The sequence below is a fragment of the Glutamicibacter sp. AGC46 genome (genome assembly GCF_053543715.1).
The window spans coordinates 495,210-511,405 of the sequence record NZ_JBLVOJ010000024.1 but is presented as its reverse complement, the minus strand read 5'-3'; the positions used below and the strand labels follow the sequence as shown (position 1 = coordinate 511,405).

The 16,196-nt window shown below is 64.2% G+C and carries 16 protein-coding genes; 9 read left to right on the top strand and 7 right to left on the bottom strand.

From position 1 onward, the window contains the following. Positions 1–110 precede the first annotated feature (110 nt). Positions 111–1,733: an AAA family ATPase gene (locus ACNPM8_RS14360; RefSeq protein ID WP_448940055.1), complete on the top strand. Its 1,623-nt coding sequence runs from the start codon at positions 111–113 to the stop codon at positions 1,731–1,733. Positions 1,734–1,937: 204 nt separating this feature from the next. On the opposite strand, the gene ACNPM8_RS14355 is transcribed toward ACNPM8_RS14360, so the two are convergent. From ACNPM8_RS14355 to ACNPM8_RS14340, 4 genes are read right to left on the bottom strand one after another with little or no spacing between them, the layout of a single operon-like run. Continuing rightward, positions 1,938–3,329, bottom strand: coding sequence for an MFS transporter (locus tag ACNPM8_RS14355; RefSeq protein ID WP_448940054.1), 1,392 nt, complete (start codon positions 3,327–3,329; stop codon positions 1,938–1,940). Positions 3,330–3,361: 32 nt separating this feature from the next. Then, a complete protein-coding gene (locus ACNPM8_RS14350) occupies positions 3,362–4,582 on the bottom strand; it encodes an NAD(P)/FAD-dependent oxidoreductase (protein ID WP_448940053.1) in 1,221 nt (406 codons plus the stop codon). A 1-nt stretch (position 4,583) separates the two neighbouring features. Continuing rightward, positions 4,584–4,907 carry a 2Fe-2S iron-sulfur cluster-binding protein gene (locus ACNPM8_RS14345; RefSeq protein ID WP_332728565.1) on the bottom strand — a complete coding sequence of 108 codons (324 nt, stop codon included), beginning with the start codon at positions 4,905–4,907 and terminating at the stop codon, positions 4,584–4,586. A gap of 15 nt (positions 4,908–4,922) precedes the next feature. After that, a complete protein-coding gene (locus ACNPM8_RS14340; protein WP_105657409.1) occupies positions 4,923–6,188 on the bottom strand; it encodes a cytochrome P450 in 1,266 nt (421 codons plus the stop codon). A gap of 105 nt (positions 6,189–6,293) precedes the next feature. Here ACNPM8_RS14340 and ACNPM8_RS14335 point away from each other — a divergent pair, with 105 nt between their 5' ends. Continuing rightward, a complete protein-coding gene (locus ACNPM8_RS14335) occupies positions 6,294–7,205 on the top strand; it encodes a LysR substrate-binding domain-containing protein (RefSeq protein ID WP_181149028.1) in 912 nt (303 codons plus the stop codon). A gap of 446 nt (positions 7,206–7,651) precedes the next feature. On the opposite strand, the gene ACNPM8_RS14330 is transcribed toward ACNPM8_RS14335, so the two are convergent. Then, entirely contained in the window at positions 7,652–9,037 is a 1,386-nt protein-coding gene (locus tag ACNPM8_RS14330) for an MFS transporter (protein WP_105657411.1), read from the bottom strand. A 127-nt stretch (positions 9,038–9,164) separates the two neighbouring features. Here ACNPM8_RS14330 and ACNPM8_RS14325 point away from each other — a divergent pair, with 127 nt between their 5' ends. Beyond that, complete coding sequence (locus ACNPM8_RS14325; protein ID WP_105657412.1) at positions 9,165–10,064, top strand: LysR family transcriptional regulator; 900 nt, start codon at positions 9,165–9,167, stop codon at positions 10,062–10,064. 32 nt (positions 10,065–10,096) lie between these two features. Next, positions 10,097–10,453 carry a VOC family protein gene (locus ACNPM8_RS14320; protein WP_105657413.1) on the top strand — a complete coding sequence of 119 codons (357 nt, stop codon included), beginning with the start codon at positions 10,097–10,099 and terminating at the stop codon, positions 10,451–10,453. Here ACNPM8_RS14320 and ACNPM8_RS14315 read toward each other — a convergent pair. Together ACNPM8_RS14315 and ACNPM8_RS14310 are read right to left on the bottom strand one after the other, a co-directional pair. Next, a complete protein-coding gene (locus ACNPM8_RS14315; RefSeq protein ID WP_448940052.1) occupies positions 10,401–11,063 on the bottom strand; it encodes a response regulator in 663 nt (220 codons plus the stop codon). The two genes, ACNPM8_RS14320 and ACNPM8_RS14315, sit on opposite strands and share 53 nt — an antisense overlap. Next, positions 11,060–12,223, bottom strand: coding sequence for a sensor histidine kinase (locus tag ACNPM8_RS14310; RefSeq protein ID WP_448940051.1), 1,164 nt, complete (start codon positions 12,221–12,223; stop codon positions 11,060–11,062). Before ACNPM8_RS14310 ends, ACNPM8_RS14315 begins: the two co-directional genes overlap by 4 nt. A gap of 109 nt (positions 12,224–12,332) precedes the next feature. On the opposite strand from ACNPM8_RS14310, the gene ACNPM8_RS14305 reads away from it, so the two are divergent. The 5 genes from ACNPM8_RS14305 (at position 12,333) to ACNPM8_RS14285 (ending at position 16,161) form a co-directional block, all read left to right on the top strand. After that, positions 12,333–13,115: a GAP family protein gene (locus tag ACNPM8_RS14305; RefSeq protein ID WP_400291290.1), complete on the top strand. Its 783-nt coding sequence runs from the start codon at positions 12,333–12,335 to the stop codon at positions 13,113–13,115. A gap of 69 nt (positions 13,116–13,184) precedes the next feature. Further along, the gene (locus ACNPM8_RS14300) at positions 13,185–13,682 is read left to right on the top strand and encodes a hypothetical protein (protein WP_105657417.1); all 498 of its coding nucleotides are present in this window, start codon (positions 13,185–13,187) and stop codon (positions 13,680–13,682) included. 102 nt (positions 13,683–13,784) lie between these two features. Beyond that, the gene (locus tag ACNPM8_RS14295) at positions 13,785–14,624 is read left to right on the top strand and encodes an exodeoxyribonuclease III (protein ID WP_448940050.1); all 840 of its coding nucleotides are present in this window, start codon (positions 13,785–13,787) and stop codon (positions 14,622–14,624) included. An 8-nt stretch (positions 14,625–14,632) separates the two neighbouring features. Then, complete coding sequence (trpS, locus tag ACNPM8_RS14290) at positions 14,633–15,649, top strand: tryptophan--tRNA ligase (RefSeq protein ID WP_448940049.1); 1,017 nt, start codon at positions 14,633–14,635, stop codon at positions 15,647–15,649. Continuing rightward, positions 15,649–16,161: a 2'-5' RNA ligase family protein gene (locus tag ACNPM8_RS14285; protein ID WP_448940048.1), complete on the top strand. Its 513-nt coding sequence runs from the start codon at positions 15,649–15,651 to the stop codon at positions 16,159–16,161. The genes trpS and ACNPM8_RS14285 overlap by 1 nt, the downstream gene beginning before the upstream one ends. Positions 16,162–16,196: the final 35 nt, after the last annotated feature.

The window sequence follows — 16,196 nt, the reverse complement described above, 5'->3', positions numbered from 1 at the left end:
TGTTAGTGGTTCATCAGATTTAATAGGTGACGTCCTTTTCTGTAAGTGTGTCGTTGGCTTTTCGTTTGGCTAATAAACGAATGATGGTTGGGTATCGTAATATCGGTCTCATGACTCAAATTGGCGAGGTGCCCACACCTTTGGCTCAGTGGAATATTCCAGTGTTTACGGGTGGTTTCTGCAGCGTGCAGGTGAGTGCGGGAGAGGTGTTGACGATCCTAGGGGCGAATGGCTCGGGTAAATCTGCTCTGGCTTCGTGGATGCCGAGAAATTCGCAGGCAACGGCTATCCGGAGAGTGTTAGCGCAACGAAAACTGTGGTTTACTCAGTCGGGATCTTCCATTACTCCGGCAGACCGAAAAACGCGATTTGCCCAAATCACGCATTGGGATCAGGAATTTAGTTCGCGCTATCTTGATCACAGTGATTCACAGCGCTCGGGGATTGCCTTGTTCGATATGCTAGCCAAGATCAACCAGGAGAACAGGGCACGCGTAGATCTGTATGAGGCGGGGTCGAGCACTGAAGATGTTACCCGGAGGATGGGTCCACGTGTTCTCGACACGTTCAATACAGTGCTTCAAACTTCGGGCCTGGAAATTGAAATAGGCGTGGATTCTACAGAGAATTTTTTTGCGAAGCATCTCAATTCTGACGTGACATATCCGATTCATTTGATGTCCGATGGTGAGAAGAGCGCGCTATTGCTCGCCGCTGAAATTATTACTGCCCCGTCCGGGGTGACGTTTATTATCGATGAGCCGGAGAGACATCTGCATCGAGCAATTTCCGATGAACTCATAAAAACCATTATTGCTACACGTAATGATTGTGCTTTTGTCGTGTTGACCCATGACCTGGACCTCGCCGCGAGCCTTTCTGAACAAAGAGGGAAAGTGCTAACCGTGTTTGGTGTGCGGTGGGAAGGCGAACAAGCCATGCAGTGGGATCTGCATGAGATTGCACAGGACGACTCCTTGCCTGAAATCGCCCGACAGGCCATTCTTGGTGGGCGGAAGGAGATTCTCTTCATTGAAGGAGAAACGACGAGCCATGATCTGAGCCTATACAAGGTGCTCTTCCCAGATTGGCTACTGGTGCCTAGCGGAGGATGCGATACGCTCATCCGGTCAGTGTCTGGCCTGCGGAATAGTGCGAGTTTCCATTGGGTCAGAGCACGCGGTTTGGTTGATGGGGACTGGCGATCTGAGCAGGAAATTGAATCCTTATTTAGTCTTGGTATTCATGTTCTGCCGGTGAGCGAAATTGAGAACCTCTACTACACTTCGGAAGTGCTGCAGGCAGTAGCAGAGCAACAAGCTTCGACGTTTGGCTACGATCCTCAGGTCAAAGTTGAGGAGGCCAAGAGCGCGGCCATGAAGGCGCTAGGAAAGGACGGGACGTTAGAAAGACTGACCGGACAGCTTTCGAAATCTGTGGTCGCGAGGAAACTAGTCGAGTACATGCCAGATGTGGTTGATGAGAACGCAATCGAGATCAACTTTGACTCGCCATTTCCACAAATTCTCAGGCAGATGAAGGATCATGTTACTGCTTGTGCGTATGACGAGCTGATCAAAGCGCTCCCGATTCGTAACACCAGCATGAGAATTGAGATTGCTAGGCACCTCGGTTTTCAGAGTATCCAGGACTATGAAACTGCGGCCCTTCATCGCATCCGCAATTCTCCGCCGTTGCAAATCGATTTGCACATCCCCATCGAGAAGCAGTGAGGTCGAGAGCCCACTGGATAAACCTTACAGAGAAATCCAGCGAGGTCCGGTCCTAAGGAAATCTTGGTGCGGTGCGGTGGGATGAGAACCCGATTACCCGATTGTGGTGTCCATTAAAGCCGCAGAGCGCAACGCCGCGAAGTAGACGCGAAAAACCGGCAGTCCGCCAATGGTGGGCTGCCGGTTTTTTGATCCCTGCAGATCCTACAGCGCGTCCTGGGGCACGGGCTGCCCCGCGGTCCGCTTGTCGAAGACCAGCGCGCCGACTTCCTGCTCGGCCTGGTTGCCGATACCCAAGTCGATGCCGCTGCGATCACGCACCATGCTGACCGCCGCCAGCGATATTGCGGTAAGCGCGAACAGGTACCAGCCGACCGCCGTGGTCCCGCCGGTGGCCTGCACCAGCGCGGTGGCGATCATCGGGGCGAACGCCCCGCCCAGGATCGCGCCGAAAGCGTAGGAAATGGAAACCCCGGAGAAGCGCACCGAGGCGGGGAACAGCTCGGAGTACAACGCGGCCTGCGGACCGTAGGAGAAGCCCAGACCGATGGCGAACAACGCGAACGCCACGTAGAGCAGCGGCAGGCTAGCGGCGTCGACCAGCCAGAATAGCGGGAAGATGCACAGCAGCTGGCTGATGAAGCCGATCTGGTAGGTGCGCTTGCGCCCGATCCTGTCGGCCACGACCCCGGAGAGCAGGGTGAAGGCGAACCACATGACTGCACCGAAGGAGACGGCCAGCAGCACCTGCGTGCGGGTGAAGCCCACAGGCCCCTCAGGGTCCGTCATATAGGCCTGCAGGAATCCGCCGGTGGTCATGTAGCCGGCGGCATTGTTGCCAGCGAAAATCAGCGCGGCAACCAGCACCAGCAGCCAGTGCTTCTTGAACAGCACCACGATCGGAACGCGGGTCTGTGCCTTCTTCTGCGCGATCTCCTCGAAGACCGGGGACTCGTCCACCGAGCGGCGGATGAAGTAGCCCACCACGATCAGCACGAAGCTGAGCAGGAACGGCACGCGCCAACCCCAGGCCATGAACTGCTCGCCGGGGGAGATCACGCCGGTCATCAGCGCCATCATTCCCGAGGCCAGCAGCATGCCCAGCGGCACGCCGAGCTGCGGGTAGGCGCCGGCCCGGGCGCGACGGTCCTTCGGGGCGTGCTCAACGGCCATCAGCACCGCGCCGCCCCATTCGCCACCGGCGGAGATGCCCTGGATGATGCGCAAGAGCAGCAGCAGGATCGGGGCCAGCACGCCCGCGGTCTCATAGGTGGGCAGCACGCCGATCAGCGTGGTGGAGGCGCCCATGAGGGCCAGGGTGAGCACCAGCATGGCGCGCCGGCCGATTTTGTCCCCGTAGTGCCCGGCTAAGAACGCGCCCAGCGGGCGGAAGAGGAAGGAAATGCCGACGCTGGCGAAGGAGAGCAGCAGGCCGATCTGCGCGCCGGCTGGTTCGAAGAACAGGTGGGCGAAGATCAGCCCCGCTGCGGTGGCGTAGATGAAGAAGTCGTACCACTCGATGGTGGTGCCGATGACGGTGGCGAAGGCGACGCGCCGCTGGCTGGTGCCGGGGTGCCGCTGGGTGGGTGTGCTCATGAGCTGACCTCATTGGGATAGTAGTGGGGGTGCTAGGCCGCGACCGGTGCGGCGTTGGCCAGGTCCTTCAGGGATGCTCCAGCGAGCATCGCTTCGGTGATGCGCTCGCCGCGGGCCAGCAGCTTGCGTGCGGCAGCGTGGTCGGCGGGACGATTAATGGATTCCACCGCGACCAATTGCCCGTCGCGCAGCCGTGCGATGGAGAATTTTTCGCTGCCCGGGTCGCCCAGCAGCACGCTGCTGTCGGTGGGCTCGGCCAGCCCGGCGATTTGCAGCCGGTGGCGGCCCTGGATGCTCCAGAACCAGGCAATCTCCGAGTACGCCGTGGGCTCGCCGCACAGGGTGCGGGCCAGGCTGCGCGCCTGGTCCGCGGCGTTCTGCACCGACTCCAACCGCACCCGCGTGCCGTCGCGCCCGACATTGGCGCAGTCGCCCACCGCGTAGACGCGCTCATCGCTGGTGCGCAGCGCGGCATCCACCAGGATGCCGTTCTCGCACTCCAATCCCGATGCTTCGGCCAACTCAATGTTGGGGAGCACGCCGATGCCGTAGACCACCAGATCCGCCCGGCAGCTTTCCCCGGCGGAGGATTGCACTAGCAAATCCTCCTGCACGTCAATGGACTGCACGCCTTCGCCCAGGCGCAGCTCGATGCCGTCGCCGCGATGGGCCTGGGTGAACCAGTTGGAGAGCTGGGCGGAAACCGAACGGTTCAGCACCCGGGGAGCGGAGTGCAGCACCGTGACATCGATCCCGCGGGCCCGGGCCGAGGCCGCGAACTCCAGACCGATGAAGCCGGCACCGGCCACGACGACCCGCTGGGCGCCGTCCAGCTGCCGGCGCAGGATTTCCGCGTCCTGCAGCGTGCGTAGCCCGATGACCCGCGGGTCCTCGGCGCCGGGGCAGGACAGCACCCGGTTGCGTGCGCCGGTGGCGAAGACCAGCCGGTCATAGCCGCGTTGCTGCCCGTCGGACAGGGTCACGGTGCGTGCGGCGCGGTCAACGGCGGTGGCGCGCGCACCGGTCAGCAGTTCGATGCGCTGCTGGGCGTAGAAGTCCTCCGAGCGCAGCGGCAGCACCTCGGGTTCCTGGGCGGAAGCCACGAAGTCCTTGGACAGCGGAGGGCGCTGGTAGGGCTGTTGCGCGCCCTGGTCGACCAAGGTGATGGCGCCGGCATGGCCGTGCTCGCGCAGCGTTTCGGTCAGCTGCACGCCGGCGTGGCCGGCACCGATGATCAGGATGCTTTCGTTCATTTCAGACCTGTCCGGAGGGTACGGCCACGCGGATGGACTGCAATGCGCCGCCCAGGGAAACCTGGCAGCCCAGCCGGCTGTTCGCGGTGCGCTCTGCGGTGGTGCAGTCGAGCATTTCGTCTTCGTCTTCCGAGAGTTCTGGAAGACCAGCTGCATCCTCGGGGTTAACGTAGACGTGGCAGGTGGCGCACATGGCCTGGCCGCCGCATTCGCCGACGATCCCGGCGATGCCGTTGGTGACAGCAGCGCGCATGATGTTGCCGCCTTCGGCGACCTCGACGTCGGTCGCGGTGCCGTTTGGCTGTTCAAAGGTGATGGTAGGCATGGAAGGCTCCTTGTATTAGGCGTCCCAGAGGACGCGCATTTTGGTCATGCCGCGGAAGACCCAGCCGGCATCGATGCTGGCGGTGGCCGGATCCAACCGCAGATTGGGCAGCTTCTCGAAGACCGCCGGCAGGGCGACCTGGGCCACCTGGGCCCGGGCGATCCAGGTGCCGGCGCAGAAGTGCACACCGCCGCCGAAGGCCAGGTGCGGCTTCTTCTCGCGGAAGATGTTGAACGTTTCGGGATCCTCGAAGACCAACGGGTCGCGGTTGGCCGCGCCTAGCACCACTCCGAGGCGCGCACCGGCTGGCAGGCTGATGCCTTCGAGCACCAGCTCCTGGGTGGTTTCACGCGGGTACATGCCGATCGGGGCGACCCAGCGCACCGATTCCTCGAAGGCCTTGGGGAGCAAAGCCGGGTCCTGGCGTACCGCCTGCAATTGCTCGGGGTTCTCCAGCAGCGCCCAAACGGTGGTGGCCAGCACGTCGCGCGGCTCGTTCAGCCCGCCGCCGATGGTCATCTTCAGGTTGGCACGGATGGCTTCCAGCGGGATCGGCATGGTGGCCAGGTTGGAGAGCAGCGAGTGGTCCGGGTTCTTCGCCAGATAGGGGAGCATCTCGTCGATGGCCGCGTCGACCTCTGCCGAGGAAGCCTCTGCCTTGGCCCAGACCTCTGGGTCATCGGCGTAGTTGCCGGTGCCGTCGATCATGGTCTGGCTCCAGCGCTGCATGTCCTGCTGGGTGGCATTGTGGAAGCCGCAGATCAGCCGCAGGTTCTCCGCGGTGTACGGTGCGGCGTAGTCCCAGACGAAGTCCGAACCCGGCCCCTTGGCGAGCAGCTGGCCCAGGTACTTCTCGTTGTTCTGCGCGAAGATCCCGTTCCAGTGCTTCTTGATGGTGCCCGGGCGCAGGGTCGCTCCGTAGGAGTCGCGGTCCACCTGGTGCTCCGGGTTGTCCTTGCGCAGCATCGAGTGGCCCATGGACCGCTTCATCAGCGAGTTGCGCTCGTTGGCGGAGAAGCGGGCTTCGTCCTGCTCGATCTCGTGGCAGGCGGCGTAGGAGGTCACCATGTAGCGGTTCACCGCCGGGACCCAGTGCAGCGGGGCCTCGGCGCGCAGGCGCTGGTAGATCGGGAACGGATCGCGGTACAGGTCCTCGATTTTTACCCAATCGGCGACCGGGGCCTCGCGGACTGCGGATTCGGTGCTGGCGTGCGGCACTGGTGCGGTGCCGGGGGTGGCCTGGGCGCCGGTGAACGGGCAGGTCGCTGGGGCGGTGCTCATGCTGTCTCCTTAGTGGTTCCTTGTTCAATCACTAGTGTGAGGCAGGCCATAACCACGGGTAAAATGGTTATATTCGAGGAATATCCACTGAATAAGCGAGGAATAGTGCCGAAATTTACGCTGCGTCAGCTCGAATGCCTGGCCGCCGTAGGGCAGCTGGGCTCCATCACCGCCGCCGCGCAGTCACTTAATTTGTCAGCCTCCGCGGTGACCGGCGGGCTCAACGAGCTTGAACGCGTGCTGAACACGCAGCTGACCATCCGGCGCAAGGCCCATGGCGTGAGCCTGACCCCGGCCGGGCGCTACGTGCTGGACGAGGCACAGGGAATCCTGCAGGCCTCCAGGGACCTGGAGCAAATGGCCAGCGGTGCCGGGGAAGTGCTGGCCGGAAAGGTTCGGGTGGGCTGCTACTCGTCGCTGGCGCCCACGGTGCTTCCGGAGCTGCTCGCCGAATACGGGCAGCGCTACGCGCAGGTGGAAGTCGATTTCTTCGCCGGCACGCAGCAGGAGATCTTCCAGATGCTGGCCGCCGGGACGCTGGATCTGGCCTTCGTCTACGACTTCGGCCTGCCCGAAGGCATCGAGCGCACCCAACTGTTCCGCACCGAACCCTATGTGCTGCTGCCCGCGGGGCATCCGCTGGCCGAAGAGCCGAAGGTGCCGCTGGTGCGGCTGGCCAGCGAGCCGATGATCCTGCTGGATGTCCCGCCGAGCCGCGAGCACACGCAGAACCTGTTCGAATCCGCCGGGGTCGAACCGTGGATCCGCTACCGCACCGCCGACTTCGAGGTGACCCGCTCCATGGTGGCCCGCGGGCTCGGCTACGCGGTGCTGGTCCAGCGCCCGGCGGTGGATGTTTCCTACGAGGGTCTGGACCTGGTGGTGCGCCCTATCCACCCGGTGGCCCGAACGGTGCGCGTCGCACTGGCCCGCCCCCGCGCCGTCGCCCCGTCCAAGGCGGCCACCGCCATGCATGACCTGGCACTAGAACTGCATTCGACGAACGCCGCTCACTGACCGGGCTACTGTCTGGCGGAGCAGGCACCCGCATCCGCGGGCCAATGCCGCAAGGCCAACGCCCGGAGTATCCTCGGTGCCGCTGGTGGGCTTGGGGCGCAGCCGCCGGGAGGACTGCATTAAGACAGCGGCCGAACGCCAACGCCACGAGCGCGACGAGGAGGGGAACGGCTGGTGCTTGCCCGCGGCATTCATGGGCACGGCCCGGGCTGGTAGCCCCGACCTTCTGGATCCTGACTGATCGGTGCAATCATCTTCGCAGCCCGCCGACGGCATGTGGCCCGCGCTGCGGCCGGCGCCGAATCGGTGCGGCGCGAACGCAATGCCCGCGGCGAGATCGAATAGACCGAGTTCCGCAAACGACTGGATGTGGTGCGCACCAAGCTGAAATAGAAAAGCCCGATGGCCCGTTCGGAAACGGGCCATCGGGCTTATGCTTGCAGCGCCTAGGCGTCCTGGGTAGCCTTCACAGCATCAGCGCGGCGCTTGTCGAAGACCAGCGCGCCCACTTCCTGCTCCGCTTGGTTGCGGAAGGACAGGTCGATTCCGGCCCGGTCGCGGATCAGCGAGACCGCGGTGAACGAGATCGCGACGACGATCAGCAGGTAGATGGCCACCGCGGTGGTGCCGCCGGTCGCCTGCACCAGCGCCTGGGCGATGGTCGGTGCGAACGCGCCGCCGACGATCGCGCCGATCGCGTAGGAGATCGAGACGCCGGAGAAGCGTACCGAGGCCGGGAACAGCTCCGAGTAGAGCGCCGCCTGCGGGCCGTAGGTCAGCCCCAGTCCGATGGAGAACAGGCCGAAGGCCAGGTAGAGCAGGCCCAGCGAGCCGGAGTTGACCAGTGCGAAGACCGGGAAGAGCGAAGCTGCCAGAATAATGAAGCCGATCTGGTAGGTGCGCTTGCGCCCGATCTTGTCGGCCAGCAGGCCAGCGACCAGGGTCATGACCAGCCATACGGCGGCGCCGAAGGCCACGGCGACCAGCACGTCGGTGCGCTCCAGCCCGACCGGGCCATCAGGGTTGGTGGTGTAGGCCTGGAAGAAGCCGCCGGTGGTCATGTAACCTGCGGCGTTGTTGCCGGCGAAGACCAGCGCGGCAATGAGCACCAGTGGCCAGTGCTTCTTGAACAGCACCAGGATCGGCACGGCGGTCTGCGCCTTGTTCTCGCTGATTTCCTCGAAGACCGGGGACTCGTCCACCGAGCGGCGCACGAAGTAGCCGACGGCGATCAGGATAATCGACACCAGGAACGGAACGCGCCAGCCCCATTCGAGGAACGCATCGCCGGGGGAGATCACCCCGGTCATCAGCGCCATGGTGCCCGAGGCCAGCAGCATGCCCAGCGGCACGCCCACCTGCGGGTAGGAGCCTGCGCGGCCGCGGTGGCCGTCGGAGGCGTGCTCGACGGCCATCAGCACTGCGCCGCCCCATTCGCCGCCAGCGGAGATGCCCTGCAGGATGCGCAGCAGCAGCAGCATGATCGGCGCCCAGATGCCTGCGGTCTCGTAGGTCGGCAGCACGCCGATCAGCGTGGTGGCTGCACCCATCAGCGCCAGGGTCAGGACCAGCATCGCACGGCGGCCGATCTTGTCGCCGAAGTGCCCGGCCAGGAATGCGCCCAGCGGGCGGAAGAGGAAGGACAGGCCGACCGAGGCGAAGGAGATCAGCAGCGCGATCTCCTGGCCTGCTGGTTCGAAGAACAGCTGGCTGAAGACCAGGCCTGCTGCGGTGGCGTAGATGAAGAAGTCGTACCACTCCACGGTGGTTCCGATGACCGTCGCGAAAGCTACGCGGCGCTGGTTGGCCTTGGCGGCCTTGGATTGTGTCATAGTGCTTCCCTTGCGAGTGGTACCGAGGCGTCGATCACTGGCACCTGAGTTTTGGGTCACTCCAGTGTGGCACCAAGCACAAGTAAGGTAAACTTCAAATATCTGCAAAACTTCTGAAGGCTGGCTTATGTATTCGATGCGCCATCTGGAAATCATGGCTGAACTTCCCGCCCACAGCACGCTCGGTTCGGCGGCCAGCGAATTGAGAATCTCGGAATCGGCCTTGTCGCAGGCAATTACCGCCATCGAGAAGCATGCCGGGGAGACCTTGTGCCTGCGCCGCAAGGCCCACGGGATCCGGCTCACCGCTTCGGGTCAGCACTTCGCCGCCATGGCCCGGAAGATCCTTTCCGATGTCGGCGAATTGCGTGCAACATTCCCGCAAACCGAAGGAGCGCTGCGCGGGCCGGTGCGCTTCGGCTGCTTCGCTTCGCTCTCTCCGCACCTGATTCCGGCCACGCTGGAAGGGTTCGACCACCCCGAGGTGCAGCTCGATGTGCGCGTAGGCACCCACGAGGACTTGCTGCCGGCCCTGCGCGAGGGCGAGATCGATGTTGCTTTCGTCTACGACCTGCAGCTGCCCGCGGACATGGACAAGCAGAGGATCTACCAGACCGAGATGCAGGTGGTGCTGCATCCCGAGCACCGGCTGGCCAACCTCGCCCGGCCGCTGGAATTGGCCGACCTGGTCGACGAATCGCTGATCATCTACGAGTCCGACCCGAGCACCGAGCACCAGCAGCAGCTCTTCGCCTCCCAGGGCCTGCAGCCCAGGATCGCCGCCTCGGTCCCGCAGATGATCCTGGTCTCCGCGATGGTGGGCCGCGGCCTGGGCTACGGGCTGCTTATGCGCCGCCCGAACAATGCCGAGGTCTCCATCGAGGGCCGCCCGCTGGCCTTCCGCGAGCTCAAGGCCCCCAACTACCCGAACGCGGTCGTGGCGATCACGCCCAAGGGGGTCCAGATCCCGGCCCGCGTCCAGGCGCTGATCGACCACTGCACCTGCGCGATGGCTGAGTCCTGGTAGACGCGCACCCCCGGGGCGCGCATAATGGCCACATGATTGGCACGTGGCAGGCCATGGTCATCGACTGCGAGGACCCCGATGCACTGGCCGGATTCTATGAACAGCTCCTCGGGATGGTGCGCATCGACAACGAGCCCGACTGGGTTTCCATTGGCGATGCGCCGGACCATCCTGCGCTCGCCTTCCAGGCGGTCAGCCCGTACGTGGCCCCGCAGTGGCCCGGGCATGTGCACCCGCAGCAGGCGCATATCGACGTGAAAGTCGCCGACCTGGACCTGGCCGAAGAACAGGTGCTGCACCTCGGTGCGCGCTCGACCGGCGAAGGGTCCAAGACCTTCAGGGTCTATCTGGACCCGCAAGACCACCCGTTCTGCCTGGTGAGCTGGTAGCCGCGTAGGCGATCTTCGCCGCCTGCAGCCGGGTCGAGACCCCGAGCTTGGCCAGCACCTGGGAGACATGCGTCTTCACGGTGCTCTGCCCGATGCCCAGCCGCTGCGCCAATTGCGGGTTGCTCAGCCCTTCGGCCAACCCGTCGAGCACCTCGCGTTCCCTGCCGGTCAAGCCATCGGGCAGTTTCGCGGTGCCGGGTTCCGGCGCCAGCGCCCGGGCCAGGATCCGCGAGGTCACCTGCGGATCCAGCACCGATTCGCCGCGGGCCGCGGCCCCCACGCCCATGATGATCGCCTGCGGTTCGGCGCTCTTGAGCAGGAACCCGTGCGCCCCGGCCTGCAGTGCGCCAAAAAGGTACTGGTCGTCGTCGAAAGTCGTGAGCACCACGACGCGGCTGCTGCCGTGCAGCGCCTTGGTGGCCTCGATGCCATCGAGCACCGGCATGCGCAGGTCCATCAGGATGACGTCGGGGGACAGGGCACGGGCCATGGAAATGGCCGATCGCCCGTCGGCCGCTTCGCCCACGACTTCCAGGTCTTCCGCGGCCTGCAGCACCAGCCGGATCCCCATGCGCACGGTCGCATGGTCATCGACGATCAGGACTTTCACGGCTTCTCCATTGCTTCAATTGGTCCGGGGAATTCCACACGCACCTCGAAATCCGGGCCGGTGCGTATCCCGAACCGCCCATCGAGCGCGGCGACGCGGGTGCGGATATTCTCCAGCCCGGTGCCCGCCCCCGGGCCGCGGCTGGCGTCGGGCCGCAGGCCATTGCTCGCCGTGATCGCCAAGCCACGGTCCTGGATCACGCTCAGTTCCAGGGTAGTGCCCGGCGCATGCTTGGCGTGGTTGACCAGCAGCTCGCAGACCGTGCGGTGCGCGGCGGTATGCACCGCAGGGCTGAAGCGCTGCGGATGCGCGACCCGGTACTCCCAGCGCACCGGGCTGCCGAATCCGGCCACCAGCTCCGGCAGATCCTCGATCCGCGCCTGCAGCGCAGGGCCCCCGGCATGCAGCATCCGCACCATCGCGGCCATGTCCTCCAAGCCGGACACCGACTCATCGCGGATGCTCTGCAACGGAGCCCGCACCTCCTGGGGTGCGGCCGGAAGCAGGGCGCCGGAGAGCAGCGCGATTGACGAGAACCTGGCCGAGAGCACGTCATGCATCTCGCGGGCCAGCGCAGTGCGCTCCTGGACGCGGGAAAAGTCGTGCTCGGCGACCAGCTGGTCCTCGCGGGCATCGGCCGCCGCCTGCACAGCCTCTGCCCGCTGGGCTTCGGCCTTGGCCAGCTCCTTGGCGGTGCGCACATTCTCCGCCCAGAGCATCGGGGTGAAGAGGATGAAGCCGGCCATGAGCAGGGCCAGCACCACCTCCTGCGGATTCCCGGTGACCAGCCATGTGGCGATGGCCAGCGAGATGGCCGCCAGGCACAGCAGCGCCAGCGCCACCGTCCGCGTGCGCACCGACCCGAGCAGGAACAACCCGAAGACGCATTCGAAGACCAGGAAGTACCCGCCTAGGCTTCCCACGGCCAGCAAGCCGGCGCCGGCGAACAGCATGGCCAGGGAGCTGACTACGAGAAAACGCCGACGGACCAGCACGGCGGCCAGGCCGATGAGCAGCAGGACGATCCATTCGTACCCGCGGATCGCGAACCATGGGGGATTGGCCAGTCCCGAAAGATGCAAGATGGCGGTGAGCACCAGATAGGTGCCGACGACCTCGGGTTCCTTGTCTCCGCTGCCCATCCGCCGAATGAAGTTCATGCTTCCAGCATCCCCGAACTGGCTGCCCGCCGGTATCCCCCTTAAGGAGGAGAAAGCGCAGCCCACTGGCCGATACCGCGAATCGGCAGGCCGCGGAACAGTGGAAACCATGGACATCATGACGAGCAATCCCGAACTATCCCTTCTCATCCTGGCGCTAATCGACTCGACCAGCATCGGCACCCTGGTCATTCCGCTGTGGCTGCTGCTGCGGGGGCGCCGCGAAGCCATTGCCAAGGTCTTGGCCTACCTGCTGGTGATCGCCGGATTCTACTGGATCGTCGGGGTGCTGCTGCGCAGCGGGTTGCTGCTCATCGATCCCGGCATCTTCCAGCACCGGTTCTTCCGGCTGGCCGGAATGGCGGTCGGGGCGCTGATGATCATCTGGGCGCTCACCTACCGCACCGATGCGCAGAAGGAAGCCAGCGCACGGAAGAAAGCCATCGCGCATAGCGGCGCGGCACTTGAAGGACCGGCACCGAGCCCGGCGGACGCAACCGGCCAGGTGCCGCGGCGCTTGCGCAGCCGTTTGGGAACTGCGCTGGATACCCGCACCGGGCTGATTGCCCTGGCCCTGTTCGCCGGCCTGCTGGAACTTCCCACGATGCTTCCCTACCTGGCCGCCGTAGGCGTCATGCAGGGCGCCGGCTGGGGCACCGGTTTGCAGCTGCTTGCGCTGATCGGCTACTGCTTGGTGATGATCGTCCCGGCGTTGGTGCTGGTTGGCGCCCGTGCGGTCGCCGGCCCGCGCATCGAAGCCTGGATGCAGAAGATGGGGGCCAAAGCCTCGGCCTACGCCCAGGAAACCCTTGGCTGGGTGGTGGGCATCGGCGGATACCTGCTGATTCGCGCATGCCTTTCCGGGCAGGATCTGCACAGCTTGCTCGGCTAGCCACGCTGTGGGCGAAAGGGCACGGTTCCAATTGGCTTGAAGCGGGGTAATGATGCGAGAATTGACGGCATGGAACCTCTAGGCAGCAGCGCGAAGCAGGGCAGGAAAGTCACCCTGAACGCATCAACTTTGGCAATGTCCGTCATGGTCATCGTCCTTCTGGTGGCAGTGGTATTCGCTGCCAACTCCAATGAGATCGTCGGCTGGTTCGTTGTCGTCATCTCCGCCGGTTGGCTGCTGCTGGCCGCATTCATGATGTTCGGCCTCAAGCGAGGCGCGGACAAGATCAACAACTCGCTGCGCGAAGCCACCGCGGCGGCTACCCCGCGCGCCCAGCCAGGCACCGTGGTGGTTGACGAAGCTACCAGCCAGCGCGACATGAAGCTCGATCACTCGTTCAAGATCGTCCAGGTCCAGGCGCGCGTGATCGCCGAACAGCGCCAGAGCCGGGGCGAGGATTACGAGGGCATGATCGACCGGGCGCTGGAGACAATCCAGATGACCGCGGCGAATGCGCGGGACATGATCAAGCCGGCCAAGCCGATGGACGGCGAAATCATCGACTAACCGATCCGGGCAACGCGCAAGCGTTGCCCTTTTTCGTTGCGCATGTTCCGGCGCAGGCCAGATCAGCGCGTAATGGAACACATAATTTTGTAAGGTGGAACAGTGATACCTACCAGTGTGGAAATTCTCAACAAGGACGCCGGCGCACTGCGCGTCGCGTCGGTCAACGTCAACGGCATTCGCGCGGCCTACAAGCGCAATATGGCGGACTGGATCGCCGCCCGTGACGTGGACATCCTGTGCCTGCAGGAAGTACGCGCACCGGACAAGATCCTGCGCGACCTGATTGGGGAGGGTTGGCATATTCTGCATGCCGAAGCCAAGGACAAGGGCCGCGCAGGCGTCGCCGTCCTCTCGCGGACCGAGCCGGTAGCCGTGCGAGAGCACATCGGCGAGGACTACTTCGCCGAATCCGGCCGCTGGGTCGAAGCGGACTTCGAAGTCAACGGCGAGGTCTTCACCGTCGTCTCGGCCTACGTCCACTCCGGAGAGCTGGGCACCCAGAAGCAGGAGGACAAGTACCGCTTCCTGCAGCGCATGAACGTGCGCCTGGTAGAGCTGAAGAACGAGAAGGACCACGTCCTGGTGGTGGGCGATTTGAACGTCGTGCACACGCAGAAGGACATCAAGAACTGGAAGCCGAACCATAACAAGCGCGCCGGCGTCATGGACGAGGAAATCGCCTACTTCGACGGCTTCTTCGGCCCTCAGATCGGCTACAAGGATGTGGCGCGCGAGCTGGCCGGCGACGTGCAGGGACCGTACACCTGGTGGTCCTTCCGCGGACAGGCCTTCGACAACGACGCCGGTTGGCGCATCGACTACCACATGGCCACTCCGGCGCTAGCCGCCAAGGCCATTAAGTCCCACGTAGACCGTGCCTCGGCCTACGATTTGCGCTTCTCCGACCATGCACCGCTGGTCGTCGACTACCAGTTCTAAGGAAAACCATGGAAACAACCCGTCCCCGCGTACTTTCAGGAATGCAGCCATCGGGCGATTCGCTGCACCTGGGCAACTACCTGGGCGCGCTGGTCAATTGGGTCAAGACCCAGGATGACCACGAAGCATTCTTCTTCATCCCGGATATGCACGCGATCACCGTCTCGCAGGATCCGGCGGAGCTGCGCGCGCGTACCCGAAAGACCGCTGCGCAGTTCATCGCCGGCGGCATCGACCTGGACAAGTCCACCCTGTTCGTCCAGTCGCAGGTCCCCGAGCATGCGCAGCTGGCCTGGGTGCTGAACTGCATCACCGGTTTCGGCGAAGCCAGCCGCATGACCCAGTTCAAGGACAAGTCCTCCAAGGGCGGCGCGGATGCCGCCAGCGTCGGGCTGTTCACCTACCCGGTCCTGATGGCCGCGGACATCCTGCTCTACCAGCCGGAAGGTGTTCCAGTGGGCGATGACCAGCGCCAGCACGTGGAGCTGGCCCGCGACCTGGCCAAGCGCTTCAACCACCGCTTCGGGCAGACCTTCACCGTTCCGGAGGCCTTCATCCCGAAGGAGGGCGCACGCATCTACGACCTGCAGAACCCGACCTCGAAGATGTCCAAGTCCGCCGAGTCCCCTGCGGGCCTGATCAACGTCCTGGATGAGCCGAAGCTGATCGCCAAGCGCATCAAGTCCGCGGTGACCGATGCCGGGTCCGTCGTGGCCTACGACAAGGCCGAGAAGCCGGGCGTTTCGAACCTGCTCGATATCCTGGCCGCCGTGACCGGCAAGCATGTGCCAGAACTGGTCAACGAGTTCGAAGGCAAGATGTACGGGCACCTGAAGGTGGCTGTGGCCGACGCCGTGGTGGAGCAGCTGGCTCCCATCCGCACCCGTACCCTGGAGCTGCTCGATGATCCGGCGGAGCTGGATCGCCTGCTGCTTGCCGGTGCGGCCAAGGCGCGCGTCGTCGCGTCGAAGACCGTTGCCGATGTCTACCAGAAGGTCGGCTTCCTGCCACCGCTGGGAATCTGATGGCTTTCGAGTACACCCTGGGCGTAGTGATCCCGGTGCCGCAGCCGCACCGGGAGACCCTGCGCGCGTGGCGCCAGGAATACGGGGGAGAGGCCACCGGGCCAATTGCCCCGCATATCACCCTGGTGTCCGGATCGTACCTGAATTCCTGGGAGAAGGCGGCGGCCCAGGTGCGCCGGGTGGCAGCCACGGTGGAGCCCTTCAGCATCCAGCTGGGTCCGGCTCGAACCTTCCGGCCAGCCAGTGACGTGGTTTTCCTGCCGCTGGAACGCGGCGCTCAGGAATGCTGGCAGCTGCACCGTGCGCTGCTCGGCGACGCACTGAGGCACGAATCAGCTTTCGCCTACCATCCGCACCTGACCATCGCGCAGAACGTGCCTGCGCGGCAACTGGACGCCGCGCAGGCAGCATTGGGCGAGACGCACCTGTCCTTCGCAGCGGATCATATCCATTTGTTCGATACCCGTGGCGGGGATTGGAACTTCAGCGAGCAGATCCCGCTGGGTTCCTAGCTTGCCTGGTTCGCCCTGCAGAAAACGCCCCCCTC